The organism is Enterobacter sp. UNJFSC 003 (assembly GCF_036903355.1).
Classification (GTDB): domain Bacteria; phylum Pseudomonadota; class Gammaproteobacteria; order Enterobacterales; family Enterobacteriaceae; genus Enterobacter.
In genome coordinates, this window is sequence record NZ_JBAKHK010000003.1 from 309,160 (window position 1) to 321,652 (window position 12,493).

Here is a 12,493-nt window from a genome sequence, read left to right on the forward strand (position 1 = left end):
CTATCTCGATGAGCCTTTGATGAGTTTTGATATTGCCAAATACCCGACACTGGCGTTAGTTGACTCCACCCAGGAGTTACGTCTGTTGCCGAAAGAGAGCCTGCCGAAGCTGTGCGACGAACTGCGTCGCTACCTGCTCGACAGCGTTAGCCGCTCCAGCGGCCATTTCGCCTCCGGGCTTGGCACGGTTGAGCTGACCGTGGCGCTGCATTACGTTTATAACACGCCGTTCGATCAGCTGATTTGGGACGTAGGCCACCAGGCATATCCGCACAAAATTCTGACCGGTCGTCGCGATAAAATTGGTACCATCCGCCAGAAAGGCGGGTTGCACCCCTTCCCGTGGCGCGGTGAGAGTGAATATGACGTGCTAAGCGTCGGTCACTCGTCCACCTCTATCTCTGCGGGCATCGGTATTGCGGTCGCTGCCGAAAAAGAGAATAAACAGCGCCGCACCGTCTGCGTGATTGGCGATGGCGCGATCACCGCCGGTATGGCCTTTGAGGCCATGAACCATGCGGGCGATATCAAGCCGGACATGCTGGTTGTTCTCAACGATAATGAGATGTCGATCTCCGAGAACGTCGGCGCGCTGAACAACCATCTGGCCCAGCTGCTCTCCGGTAAACTTTACTCCACGCTGCGCGAAGGCGGTAAAAAAGTCTTCTCCGGCGTTCCGCCGATTAAAGAGCTGCTCAAACGCACCGAAGAACATATCAAAGGTATGGTGGTGCCCGGCACGCTGTTTGAAGAGTTGGGCTTTAACTATATCGGCCCGGTCGACGGCCACGACGTGCTGGGACTGGTCACGACGCTTAAGAACATGCGCGATCTGAAAGGCCCGCAGTTCCTGCACATCATGACCAAAAAAGGACGCGGTTACGAACCGGCGGAAAAAGATCCCATCACCTTCCACGCGGTACCCAAATTTGACCCGACCAGCGGCTGCCTGCCGAAAAGCAGCGGCGGCATGCCGAGCTATTCAAAGATCTTCGGCGACTGGCTGTGTGAAACCGCCGCAAAAGATAACAAGCTGATGGCGGTCACGCCGGCCATGCGCGAAGGCTCGGGCATGGTGGAGTTCTCTAAAAAATATCCTGACCAGTATTTTGACGTGGCGATTGCCGAGCAGCATGCGGTCACCTTCGCAGCAGGCCTCGCAATTGGCGGCTATAAACCCGTTGTCGCCATCTATTCCACCTTCCTGCAGCGCGCCTACGATCAGGTTATCCATGACGTTGCCATCCAGAAGCTGCCGGTGCTGTTTGCTATCGACCGCGCGGGCATCGTGGGGGCTGACGGCCAGACGCACCAGGGCGCATTCGACCTGTCGTTCCTGCGCTGCATCCCCGACATGGTTATCATGACGCCAAGCGACGAGAACGAATGTCGCCAGATGCTGTTTACCGGCTACCACTATCAGGATGGCCCGAGCGCGGTTCGCTACCCTCGCGGGAATGCCGTGGGTGTTGAACTCCAGCCGCTGGAAAAACTGGAAATTGGCAAAGGGCTGGTAAAACGTCGCGGTGAAAGAGTGGCGATCCTGAACTTTGGCACGCTGATGCCAGAAGCGGCAAAAGTCGCCGAAACGCTGAATGCTACCCTGGTGGATATGCGCTTTGTGAAGCCGCTCGATGAATCCCTGATCCTCAGCATGGCGGAAAGCCATGACGTGCTGGTGACCCTGGAAGAAAACGCCATTATGGGCGGCGCGGGCAGCGGTGTGAATGAAGTGCTGATGGCGAATCGTAAAGCCGTTCCGGTACTGAACCTCGGTTTGCCGGATCATTTCATTCCTCAGGGTACTCAGGACGAGGCCCGTGCGGCCGTTGGCCTGGATGCTGACGGTATCGAAGCTAAAATTCGTACCTGGCTGGCATAACATCTCCCCTGTTCCGCTCCTGCTATGCTTAAACGTAATATTTACAAAGCAGGAGTGGAACCGTGCAATACACGACGCTAGGACAAACAGACCTTAACGTTTCCCGACTTTGCCTGGGCTGCATGACCTTTGGCGAGCCTGACCGGGGAAAACACGCCTGGACGCTACCGGAAGAGAGTAGCCGTCCCATCATCAAACATGCTCTCGACAGAGGCATTAATTTCTTTGATACCGCCAATAGCTACTCAGACGGCAGCAGCGAAGAGATCGTAGGCCGCGCCCTGCGCGATTTTGCCCGGCGTGAAGATGTCGTTGTGGCCACCAAGGTTTACCATCAGGTGGGCGACCTGGAAGAAGGCCTTTCCCGTGCGCAAATCCTGCGCTCAATCGATGATAGCCTCCGTCGCCTGAACATGGACTACGTCGATCTGCTGCAAATCCATCGCTGGGATTACAACACCCCTATCGAGGAGACGCTCGATGCCCTGAACGACGTAGTGAAGGCAGGCAAAGCGCGTTATATCGGCGCATCCTCTATGCATGCTTCGCAGTTCGCTCAGGCGCTTGCTCTCCAGGCCCAGCACGGCTGGGCACGGTTTGTGACCATGCAGGATCACTACAATCTGATCTATCGAGAAGAAGAGCGCGAGATGCTGCCCCTCTGCTACCAGGAGGGCGTGGCGGTGATCCCATGGAGCCCACTGGCGCGCGGGCGTTTGACCCGCCCGTGGGGTGAAACGACGGCTCGCTCTGTGTCGGATGAGTTTGGCAAAACCCTGTATGAGGGAACCGAGGGCAGTGACGCCTTGATTGCCGAGCGTCTGGCAGGTATCGCAGACGATACGGGTGCCACGCGCGCACAGGTGGCGCTGGCTTGGGTGCTGAGCAAACGCGGCGTTGCAGCACCTATTATCGGGACATCACGGGAAGAGCAGCTGGATGAACTGCTGAGCGCGGTGGATTTAACCCTGACGCCGGAGCAGATTGCTGAACTGGAGACGCCGTACCAGCAGCATCCGCTAGCGGGGTTTAAGTAAGCCTCATCCTCCCTCCCCCCTCTCCCCGAAGGGATGAGGGGGGAGTAGCGAAGATGCGTTACGCGAAATGGTCATAACCTTTCCAGTCGAGCGCCACAGGTACACCCTCTTTCACAAACTTCAGCCCTTCACTCTCGGGCATAATCTGCCCGATACAGGTAAACGTCGCGCCAAGATGGGCTAATGCTACGTCGAGCGTTCCCCGGTTGAGTTCCGGTACGGTAAAGCACAGCTCATAGTCTTCGCCGCCAGAGAGCGCCCATCGCAGGGCCTGCTCAGGTTCAACGTGGCGAAGCAGTTGCTCTGACAGCGGGAACAGATCCAGATCGATACGTGCGCCAACGCCGCTGGCTTTGAGGATATGCCCCAGATCGGAAACAAGCCCGTCAGAGAGATCGATGGCCGAACTCGCACGTTCGCGCAGCGCCTGACCGTGAAGAATACGCGGTGTTGGACGCAGATGACGCTTCACAAGATACGCGGAGTCCTCGCTATCCTTCACGACTAAACGATCCTGAAGAATGGCGAGCCCCGCCGCGCTATCTCCCGGCGTACCGGTTACGTAGATCCAGTCACCCGGCTTAGCGCCCGAGCGTTTTAGCGCGCGTCCGACAGGGACATAGCCGTGGATCGCCAGCGTCATCGACAGCGGGCCGGCTGTGGTATCGCCGCCAATCAGCTGCATATCGTAATAATTAAGCTGTTCGAATAACGCGTCGCTGAAGGCCTCAAGCCAGGGTTCATCGACATTCGGCAGGGTTAAGGCCAGCGTTAGCCATGCCGGATCGGCACCCATTGCCGCCAGATCGCTCACATTAACGGCCAGCGCTTTATACGCCAGGTCGGCAGGATCGATATCCGGCAAGAAATGACGCCCGCACACTAAGGTGTCGGTGCTGATCGCCAGCGTCTGTTTTTCGGGAATATTGAGAAGTGCACAGTCATCGCCGATGCCGGTTTCAACATCAAGACGAGAGGTTCTGACACGGTCAAAATAACGCGCAATCAGGGAGAATTCGCCGCAAGCCATACGTTATGCCTCAGCAAAGGAAATAAAAAAACCGGAGCCGCACTGCCGGTAAGGCAACGCAAGACTCCGGTTTGCGGATCACTTTTTGCGGGGACGGATCGCAGGGGCGGCTTTATCCAGCACGCCGTTAACAAACTTGTGGCTGTCTTCAGCACCGAAGGTTTTGGCCAGTTCGATCGCTTCGTTGATGGCCACTTTGTACGGCACATCATCACGTTTGGACAGCTCAAACAGCGCGATACGCAACACTGCTTTTTCCACCTGACCCAGTTCTTCAAGCAAACGGGAGAGGTATGGCTTCATCAGACCGTCGAGATACGCGCTATTAGTCGCCACTCCCGACAGCAGTTCACGGAAGTACAGAACGTCAACGTCTTTCACGTCCTGTTCTGACAGGAACTGGTATTCAACATCAGCGATGTCGTTCTGGGACAACTGCCAGGAGTAAAGCGCCTGAACGGCACATTCACGGGCGCGGCGACGAGCAGCAGGTTTCACGGAATTCCCCTTACAAAAAAATCAGGCCTTGATGGCTTTCAATACATTGATCATTTCAAGCGCGGTCAGTGCAGCTTCTGCACCTTTGTTACCGGCTTTGGTGCCAGCACGTTCGATGGCTTGCTCAATACTTTCGGTGGTCAGCACGCCAAACGCGACAGGAATTTCAGCATCCTGCGCAACGTGTGCCAGACCATTGCTTGCACCGCCCGCAACGTATTCGAAGTGCGCAGTGCCGCCACGAATAACAGTACCCAGTGCAATCACCGCGTCGTATTTACCGGTTTTTGCCAGCGCGCCAGCTGCCAGTGGCAGTTCGTAAGCACCTGGAACCCAAACAACGGTAATGTTGTCATCTTTAACCTGGCCGATACGTTTCAGTGCGTCGATAGCACCTTCCAGCAGGCTGTCGTTGATGAAGTTGTTGAAACGCGCAATGGTGATGGCGACGCGAGCGTCCGGGGTAGCTACAGCAGCTTCAATAATGTTCATACTCTTCCTTTACGGGTTCATTTGGCCCCGCAGGGGGGCGGATTTTATCATAATACTTTGCGCACTGCTTCCCTATTTCAGGAGCAATTACGCTGTCGTCAAATGGAGGCAGACATCCGGGCCAACCGGACGAATCTCGCTAAATTTGAGTTGTGGGGCGTCGGCCAGTTTTTCAAGGCCGGGCAGCACAAACAGACCGCGCGCATCGCTGCCTAACAGTTTAGGCGCTACGTAGACGAGAAGCTCATCCACCAGCCCAGCCTGCAGCAGCGCGCCGGCAAGCGATGGACCCGCTTCCACCCAGATGCTGTTCACCTGCTGTTTGCCCAGCAGCATCATCAGCACCACGAGATCGAGATGCCCGTTATGCTCCGGCACCATAATGCTGCGCACGCCTTCAGGCCATTCACGCGTATCTTCTTGAGTGCGGGCAATCCAGGTCTCACCGGGCTGTTGCACGATACGGTGCTCCGGTGTCACGCGGTTCTGACTATCAATGATAATACGCAGCGGCTGACGCAGGTTTTGCTGCGGATAGAGCGCCTGAGTATCGGTATTCAATTCGTCCCAGCGCACGGTCATGGCCGGATCGTCAGCCAAAACCGTTTCACTGCTGGTGAGGATAGCATGACTTTGCGCGCGCAGACGTTGCACATCGCGCCTTGCCTGTGGAGAGGTGATCCACTGGCTCTCACCGTTCGCCATCGCTGTACGTCCATCCAGCGAGGCGCCCAGCTTGAGCTGAATGTACGGGAAACCCGTGCGCATGCGCTTCAGGAAGCCTTTGTTGAGCGCTTCTGCGTCTTGCATCATCAGCCCGTGGCTGACGTCGATGCCTTCCTGCTGAAGACGATACAGGCCCCGCCCGGCAACCTGCGGATTGGGATCCTGCATAGAGGCGACAACGCGTGAAACGCCCGCTGCAATCAGCGCTTCGCAGCACGGCGGCGTGCGTCCGTGGTGGCTGCAGGGTTCAAGCGTCACGTAGGCTGTGGCTCCGCGCGCCTTCTCACCGGCCATGCGTAACGCGTGCACTTCGGCATGCGGTTCGCCCGCGCGGTAGTGAAAACCTTCACCCACTACCTCGCCGTCTTTAACAATGACGCACCCCACGTTGGGATTGGGATGGGTAGTGAAACGCCCTCGCTGCGCCAGCTTCATGGCGCGAGCCATGTAAATCTCATCCTGCATGGGCTTAATCCTGTAAGCGGGCGATCTCTTCGCCGAACTCTTTGATATCTTCAAAGCTGCGGTACACAGAGGCGAAGCGGATATAGGCGACTTTATCGAGCTTTTTCAACTGCTCCATCACCAGGTTGCCGATCATTTTGCTCGGCACCTCACGCTCGCCTAAGCCACGAAGATGAGATTTGATGTGGTTTAACGCCATTTCAACGTCATCTGCGCTGACAGGACGTTTTTCCAGCGCTTTCAGCATCCCGCTGCGCAGCTTCTCTTCGTTAAACGGCTCGCGCACGTCGTTACTTTTTACCACGCGCGGCATCACCAGCTCCGCAACCTCGAAGGTCGTGAAACGCTCGTTGCACACCAGACACTGCCGACGGCGGCGTACGGAAGACCCTTCGCCCACCAGGCGAGAGTCGATGACTTTGGTATCCACAGCGGAGCAGAATGGGCAATGCATACGGTATCCCTGTTATCCAGTTAACTGATTTTCATTTTACCCTGATCTGGCCTGACAACAAAGGAAGAGCTTTTTGAGACAAAGGATCTATGCCTCCCGTGACGAAGCTGGCTACCATTACCAAGATCCGTTATTTCAAGGAATTAAACGCAATGACAAGACGTTACCTGAAAATTCTGCTGGTGGGGAGCCTCTTTACCCTTAGCGCCTGTGCACAGCAAACTGAAGTCCGCCAGATGAAACAAAGCGTGAACACGCTTAATACGGCAATGAATAAACTGAACAAAGAAACGGTGAAGATTACCCAGCAAAACGCGCTGAACGCGAAATCCAGCAGCGGGGTGTATCTGCTGCCGGGTGCGAATACCCCTGCGCGACTCAATAGCCAGGTTGGCATGCTAAAAATGTCGCTGGTTAACGTTGCGGCCAACGCGGATGGTACGCGCGCAACATTGCGCATACAGGGTGAATCCAACGATCCGCTGCCCGCCTTTAGCGGCACCGTAGAATGGGGGCAGATTCAGGGCACCACGGAAAGCTACCAGGAAGTGAACGTGAAAAATCAGCTCTTCACCGCCCCCGCCAGCACGCTGGCTCCGAGCGATGTTGATATCCCGCTTCAACTGAGCGGCCTTTCGCCTGAGCAGTTAGGTTTTATCCGCATCCACGACATCCAACCCGCCGCGCAATAACCTCCCTTAGCGGAGTGCAATGTCACTCCGCTAACATTTACATCCCGCAAAGATTGGCAACAGAAATGATTGCCGTTACAATCCCGGCCGTTTAAAGTACGCAAACGTGAACGCAATCGATTACGTATGTGAGAGATATGTGAAACAACACGTATTTTTGTGAGCAAGGATTCCTATAATAGGCTCGCAGAAACATGAAATATTTAGAAACGCAATTCGCGCATTTTTCACTCCCGGAAGGGAATTTCAATCAGTGGCATGATTATGAAAAAAACATTACTCGCAGCTGGCGCAGTGCTGGCACTGTCATCCTCTTTCACTGTTAACGCAGCGGAAAACGATAAACCTCAGTACCTCTCCGACTGGTGGCACCAGAGCGTAAACGTGGTTGGCAGCTACCACACCCGTTTCGGACCACAAATCCGTAACGATACCTACCTGGAATACGAAGCCTTCGCCAAGAAAGACTGGTTTGATTTCTACGGCTATATGGATGCGCCGGTCTTCTTCGGCGGTAACACCCAGGCTAAAGGTATCTGGAACCACGGTTCACCACTGTTCATGGAAATCGAACCACGCTTCTCCATTGATAAGCTGACCGGCACCAGCCTGGCGTTTGGTCCGTTCAAAGAGTGGTACTTCGCGAACAACTACATCTACGACATGGGCCGCAACAAATCCGGTCGCCAGAGCACCTGGTACATGGGTCTGGGTACGGACATCGACACCGGCCTGCCAATGAGCCTGTCTCTGAACGTGTACGCTAAGTATCAATGGCAGAACTACGGTGCCGAGAACGAAAATGAGTGGGATGGCTACCGTTTCAAAGTGAAATACTTTGTACCAATCACCCAGCTGTGGGGCGGTAACCTGAGCTATATCGGCTTCACCAACTTCGACTGGGGTTCAGATCTGGGCGATAAGAGCGGTTACGCAGAGAACGGTATTAAGCAGCGTACCAACGACTCCATCGCCTCCAGCCACATCCTGGCGCTGAACTACGATCACTGGCACTACTCTGTAGTGGCACGTTACTGGCACAACGGTGGTCAGTGGAACGATGATGCCGACCTGAACTGGATGAAAGAAAACGTCCGTTCTACCGGTTGGGGTGGTTACCTGGTCGTGGGTTACAACTTCTGATGTGCATTAAGCCAGCTTAACCGCTGGCTTTTTACTGCTTCACCTTGCGCAGAAAATCGGCCAGCGACCTGTCTGCACTCTCGCTAAACCGCCGCTCCGTCAGCACAATGTTGAGACACCTGTCGAGTCGAAAACAACGATAGTCATTGCGCCGTTCACACCATGCGGCGAGCAGCCAGTGTTCCCCCCAGAAGAATAGCCCCAGCGGCTGAACCTCACGCTTTGAGAGCTGCCCGGCTTCATCCCGATAATGCAGCGCCAATACGCGCTGTGCAGATATCGCCTGATGAATCACATCGAAACCGCTACGTGAATGCGGCTGAAGCGCGATATCGGGCGCATAAATTCGCGTCTGCTCCGCCTTTCGACGACTCTCCTCTGGCAAAATAGCCAGCACCTTCTCCTGAGCCGATTCCAGCTCACGCGACAGCGATTCCCCTCCCCAGGTTTTGAGCAGGCGAATCGCCACCATCAGCGCTTCGGATTCCTTATGGGTCAGCATTAACGGCGGAAGGTCGAAACCCGACATCAGCCTGTAGCCACTTCCCGCCTCGCCTTCCACCGGCACGCCGGAGAGCGACAGGTCGCGGATATCGCGATAGACCGTACGCTCGGAAACGTTCAGCCTCTCTGCCAGATGCGCTGCCGTTGTCAGACGTCTACCCCGGAGGATCTGCACAATCTGAAACAAACGGTCAGCGCGTCGGGTCATGTTATTTTAGCTCTCAAACGGGTTGATGAAGGCCGACGCGATTACCTTCGCTGTCGGTAAACAGGGCAATCGTGCCAATACCGTTAGGTAAATCCAGCGGACCAAACACGCACGCACCGCCTGCAGAAGCAATGCGGTCTAGCGTGGCCGCCAGATTGTCAGTATGCAGGTAAATAATAGCGCCCTGCAACGAAGGTGTAATACCGTCAAATTTTGCCAGCGCACCGCCGGTTCCCGGGTCTTCATGCGGGAAAACAGCAAGTTCCGCACAGTCCATTTTCTCGCGACGCAGCGCCAGCTGCATCACCGGCTCATAAAATTTGATGGCGCGATCCATATCAGCGACGGGGATCTCAAACCAGTTAATTACACTTTTCATAGGTACTCCTTCCTGTTTTTTCGGTTCAGAAGGAGTCTACGACAGGGCTCCTGACAGCATACTGTCAGGAGTGTTTGTCAGGAGCAGACAAAAAAAATCCCGGCCATCAGACCGGGATTTCGATAACGCGCTAAACGTCGCCTTACGGCAGAATGGACGGCTGATCCGCCCCTTCTTTTTCGACCTTCTGCTGGAGCAAGTGCTCACGCTTCATGCCGAGTTTCAGTGCCAGTGCAGATGCCACGTAGATAGAAGACGCAGTACCGATAGTCACACCAATCAACATGGTCAGCGAGAAGCCTTCCAGTACCGGACCACCGAAGAGATACAGCATCAGGATAACCATCAAGGTGGTCCCGGATGTGATCAACGTACGGTGCAGCGTCTGGGTCAACGACACGTTAAAGATTTCGTACGGCGTGCCGCGACGGATCTTACGGAAGTTTTCACGAATACGGTCAGATACCACGATACTGTCGTTCAGTGAGTAACCGATAACGGACATCAGGGATGCCACGATAGTCAGGTCAATCTCAATGTGGAACAGAGACAGTATGCCCATGGTGATCACCACGTCGTGCGCCAGCGCGATAACCACACCTGCCGCCAGTCGCCACTCAAAGCGGAAACCAACGTAAATCAGGATGGAAATCAGCGCCACCATCAGCGCCATCGCACCGGTCTGCGCCAGGTCAGCACCCACGCTTGGACCGACGAACTCGATACGCTTCACCGTCGCATTCTGGCTGGTCGATTCGTTAATCACGTTTAAGACCTTGCTGCCCAGCTCCTGGCTACCGTTGGCATCGTGTACCGGCGGCATACGCACCATGATGTCACGGCTGCTGCCGAAGTTCTGCAGCAGCGGCTCTTCAAAGCCCGCTTTCTGCAGAGACAGACGCATCTCGTCCATATCGACCGGTTTTTCCAGGGTGATTTCAATCACCGTACCGCCGGTGAAATCCAGACCCCAGTTAAAGCCTTTTACGCCCATAATGACGATGGACACAATCAGCAGAAAACCTGAAATGCCGAAGGCCCAGTAGTCCCAGCGCATAAAGTCCCAGACTTTACGGCCGTGGTTCAATTGTTCAACAGTATATTCCTGTGCCACAACGCACTCCTCAGATAGACAGCTTTTTGACGCGCTTGCCGCCATACAGCAGGTTCACGATGGCACGGGTGCCGACAATAGCGGTAAACATCGACGTTGCGACACCGATACCGGTTGTAATCGCAAAGCCTTTGATAGCGCCAGTCCCCACTGCATACAGGATAAGAACCTTAATCAGTGTTGTTACGTTCGCATCGAAGATGGAGCTGAACGCCCCTTTATAGCCTTCTTCAATCGCCTGTTGTACAGAGCGACCGTTGCTCAGCTCTTCTTTAATACGTTCGTTTATCAGTACGTTGGCGTCGACCGCCACCGCAAGGGTGAGAACGATACCCGCTATACCCGGCATGGTCAGCGTCGCCCCCGGCAGCAGGGACATGATACCGATGATCAGCACCAGGTTAGCCACGAGCGCGGACGTCGCAATCAGACCAAACTTCTTGTAGAAGAAGATCATGAAGAGGATCGAGACCACCAGACCGGCCAGACAGGCTTCCAGACCCTGTTTGATGTTCTGCATACCCAGAGTTGGACCAATGGTACGTTCTTCAACAATCTGAATTGGCGCAATCAGCGCACCGGCACGCAGCAGCAGGGAGAGCTGGCGCGCTTCGTTCGGGTTGTTGATACCGGTGATACGGAAGCTGTTACCCAGACGAGACTGGATGTTGGCGATGTTAATCACCTCTTCTTCTTTCACCAGCACCGCGCGGCCGTTAGCATCTTTCTTACCGCTGTCTTTGTACTCCACGAACAGGGTCGCCATCGGTTTGCCGATGTTGTCCTTGGTGAAGTTAGACATAATGTTACCACCCGCGCTATCAAGCGAGATGTTAACCTGCGGCTGGTTGTACTCATCCTGGCTTGAAGTGGAGTCGGTGATGTGGTCACCGGTCAGGATCACGCGTTTGTACAGCACAACCGGCTGCCCTTCGCGGGTCTGTTTCACTTCAGAGTCGCCTGGGATACGGCCAGAGGCAGCAGCGGACTGATCGACGTTAGAGTTAACCAGACGGAATTCCAGAGTAGCGGTTGCACCCAGAATCTCTTTCGCACGAGCGGTATCCTGGATACCCGGCAGCTCTACCACGATACGGTCAGCACCCTGACGCTGTACCAGCGGCTCAGCCACACCCAATTGGTTTACACGGTTACGCAGAATGTTGATGTTCTGCTGAACGGCGTATTCACGCGCTTCACTCAGACGCGCATCTGTCATCACCGCACGCAGCTGATTGCTGCCCTGAGAGGTGATCACCAAATCGCGGTGACGCTGAGACAGGTAAGTTACAGCCTGATCGCGTGCCGCACTATCGCGGAACGTGATGCTCATGCCGTAGTTATCTTCTTTACGCACGGTGGTATAGGCGATGCCTTTTTCACGCAGATCGCTGCGCAGGCTGTCGATATTCTGTTCCTGCAGCTTGCCAAGTGCGGTGTCCATATCCACTTCCATCAGGAAGTGAACGCCACCACGCAGGTCAAGACCCAATTTCATTGGCTCTGCATTCAACGCAGCCAGCCAACGCGGGGTTGCAGGAGCAAGGTTAAGCGCCACGACATATTTATCACCCAGCACGCCCATCAGCGCTTCACGAGCGCGGAGCTGCGTGTCGGTGGTGTCGAAGCGAGCAAGAATAGCGCCCTCTTCCAGTGCCACAGACTTAGCGGTAATTTTTTCTTCTTGTAACGTTTTCTGGACCTGGATCAGCGTTTGCTCACTGGCGGCGACACCGCGCGCGCCAGTGATTTGAACGGCCGGATCCTCACCATACAGGTTGGGAAGCGCATACAGAAGGCCGACAACAATGACGACCACCAGCATGACATACTTCCACAAAGGATAACGGTTTAACACGGCAGTTCCCT

At 55.2% G+C, this 12,493-nt stretch carries 13 protein-coding genes; 4 read left to right on the plus strand and 9 right to left on the minus strand.

Annotation, left to right across the window (positions count from 1 at the left end; genetic code table 11):
• The first annotated feature begins 19 nt into the window (after nt 1-19).
• Together dxs and V5P19_RS11665 are read left to right on the plus strand one after the other, a co-directional pair.
• Complete coding sequence (dxs, locus tag V5P19_RS11660) at nt 20-1,882, plus strand: 1-deoxy-D-xylulose-5-phosphate synthase (RefSeq protein ID WP_334403365.1); 1,863 nt, start codon at nt 20-22, stop codon at nt 1,880-1,882.
• A 62-nt stretch (nt 1,883-1,944) separates the two neighbouring features.
• The gene (locus V5P19_RS11665; protein WP_334403367.1) at nt 1,945-2,919 is read left to right on the plus strand and encodes an aldo/keto reductase; all 975 of its coding nucleotides are present in this window, start codon (nt 1,945-1,947) and stop codon (nt 2,917-2,919) included.
• Between the two features lie 58 nt (nt 2,920-2,977).
• Here V5P19_RS11665 and thiL read toward each other — a convergent pair whose 3' ends face one another.
• From thiL to nrdR, 5 genes are all read right to left on the minus strand, one after another.
• Complete coding sequence (gene thiL, locus V5P19_RS11670) at nt 2,978-3,949, minus strand: thiamine-phosphate kinase (protein ID WP_334403369.1); 972 nt, start codon at nt 3,947-3,949, stop codon at nt 2,978-2,980.
• A 78-nt stretch (nt 3,950-4,027) separates the two neighbouring features.
• A complete protein-coding gene (gene nusB, locus V5P19_RS11675) occupies nt 4,028-4,447 on the minus strand; it encodes a transcription antitermination factor NusB (RefSeq protein ID WP_131633282.1) in 420 nt (139 codons plus the stop codon).
• Nucleotides 4,448-4,468: 21 nt separating this feature from the next.
• A complete protein-coding gene (gene ribE / locus V5P19_RS11680) occupies nt 4,469-4,939 on the minus strand; it encodes a 6,7-dimethyl-8-ribityllumazine synthase (protein WP_006176874.1) in 471 nt (156 codons plus the stop codon).
• 87 nt (nt 4,940-5,026) lie between these two features.
• Entirely contained in the window at nt 5,027-6,130 is a 1,104-nt protein-coding gene (gene ribD, locus V5P19_RS11685; RefSeq protein ID WP_334403374.1) for a bifunctional diaminohydroxyphosphoribosylaminopyrimidine deaminase/5-amino-6-(5-phosphoribosylamino)uracil reductase RibD, read from the minus strand.
• Between the two features lie 4 nt (nt 6,131-6,134).
• Nucleotides 6,135-6,584, minus strand: a complete 450-nt coding sequence (nrdR, locus tag V5P19_RS11690; RefSeq protein WP_006176872.1) for a transcriptional regulator NrdR — start codon at nt 6,582-6,584, stop codon at nt 6,135-6,137.
• A gap of 152 nt (nt 6,585-6,736) precedes the next feature.
• Here nrdR and V5P19_RS11695 point away from each other — a divergent pair, with 152 nt between their 5' ends.
• Together V5P19_RS11695 and V5P19_RS11700 are read left to right on the plus strand one after the other, a co-directional pair.
• Nucleotides 6,737-7,276, plus strand: a complete 540-nt coding sequence (locus V5P19_RS11695; protein WP_334403376.1) for a DUF3251 domain-containing protein — start codon at nt 6,737-6,739, stop codon at nt 7,274-7,276.
• A 264-nt stretch (nt 7,277-7,540) separates the two neighbouring features.
• Nucleotides 7,541-8,419 (plus strand): nucleoside-specific channel-forming protein Tsx, encoded by an 879-nt coding sequence (locus tag V5P19_RS11700; protein ID WP_334403378.1) that lies wholly within the window; start codon nt 7,541-7,543, stop codon nt 8,417-8,419.
• A 31-nt stretch (nt 8,420-8,450) separates the two neighbouring features.
• On the opposite strand, the gene V5P19_RS11705 is transcribed toward V5P19_RS11700, so the two are convergent.
• From V5P19_RS11705 to secD, 4 genes are all read right to left on the minus strand, one after another.
• Complete coding sequence (locus V5P19_RS11705; RefSeq protein WP_334403380.1) at nt 8,451-9,131, minus strand: YafY family protein; 681 nt, start codon at nt 9,129-9,131, stop codon at nt 8,451-8,453.
• A gap of 13 nt (nt 9,132-9,144) precedes the next feature.
• Nucleotides 9,145-9,510: a VOC family protein gene (locus V5P19_RS11710; protein ID WP_334403382.1), complete on the minus strand. Its 366-nt coding sequence runs from the start codon at nt 9,508-9,510 to the stop codon at nt 9,145-9,147.
• Nucleotides 9,511-9,652: 142 nt separating this feature from the next.
• Nucleotides 9,653-10,624 carry a protein translocase subunit SecF gene (gene secF, locus V5P19_RS11715; RefSeq protein WP_334403384.1) on the minus strand — a complete coding sequence of 324 codons (972 nt, stop codon included), beginning with the start codon at nt 10,622-10,624 and terminating at the stop codon, nt 9,653-9,655.
• 10 nt (nt 10,625-10,634) lie between these two features.
• A complete protein-coding gene (gene secD, locus V5P19_RS11720) occupies nt 10,635-12,482 on the minus strand; it encodes a protein translocase subunit SecD (RefSeq protein ID WP_119935315.1) in 1,848 nt (615 codons plus the stop codon).
• Nucleotides 12,483-12,493 lie beyond the last annotated feature (11 nt).

What these genes read in the sequence shown, in the direction of transcription:
- dxs (WP_334403365.1), top strand. Translation starts at nt 20, where the DNA reads ATGAGTTTTGATATTGCCAAATACCCGACACTGGCGTTAGTTGACTCC.
- thiL (WP_334403369.1), bottom strand. Translation starts at nt 3,949, where the DNA reads ATGGCTTGCGGCGAATTCTCCCTGATTGCGCGTTATTTTGACCGTGTC.
- ribE (WP_006176874.1), bottom strand. Translation starts at nt 4,939, where the DNA reads ATGAACATTATTGAAGCTGCTGTAGCTACCCCGGACGCTCGCGTCGCC.
- ribD (WP_334403374.1), bottom strand. Translation starts at nt 6,130, where the DNA reads ATGCAGGATGAGATTTACATGGCTCGCGCCATGAAGCTGGCGCAGCGA.
- nrdR (WP_006176872.1), bottom strand. Translation starts at nt 6,584, where the DNA reads ATGCATTGCCCATTCTGCTCCGCTGTGGATACCAAAGTCATCGACTCT.
- V5P19_RS11695 (WP_334403376.1), top strand. Translation starts at nt 6,737, where the DNA reads ATGACAAGACGTTACCTGAAAATTCTGCTGGTGGGGAGCCTCTTTACC.
- V5P19_RS11700 (WP_334403378.1), top strand. Translation starts at nt 7,541, where the DNA reads ATGAAAAAAACATTACTCGCAGCTGGCGCAGTGCTGGCACTGTCATCC.
- V5P19_RS11705 (WP_334403380.1), bottom strand. Translation starts at nt 9,131, where the DNA reads ATGACCCGACGCGCTGACCGTTTGTTTCAGATTGTGCAGATCCTCCGG.
- V5P19_RS11710 (WP_334403382.1), bottom strand. Translation starts at nt 9,510, where the DNA reads ATGAAAAGTGTAATTAACTGGTTTGAGATCCCCGTCGCTGATATGGAT.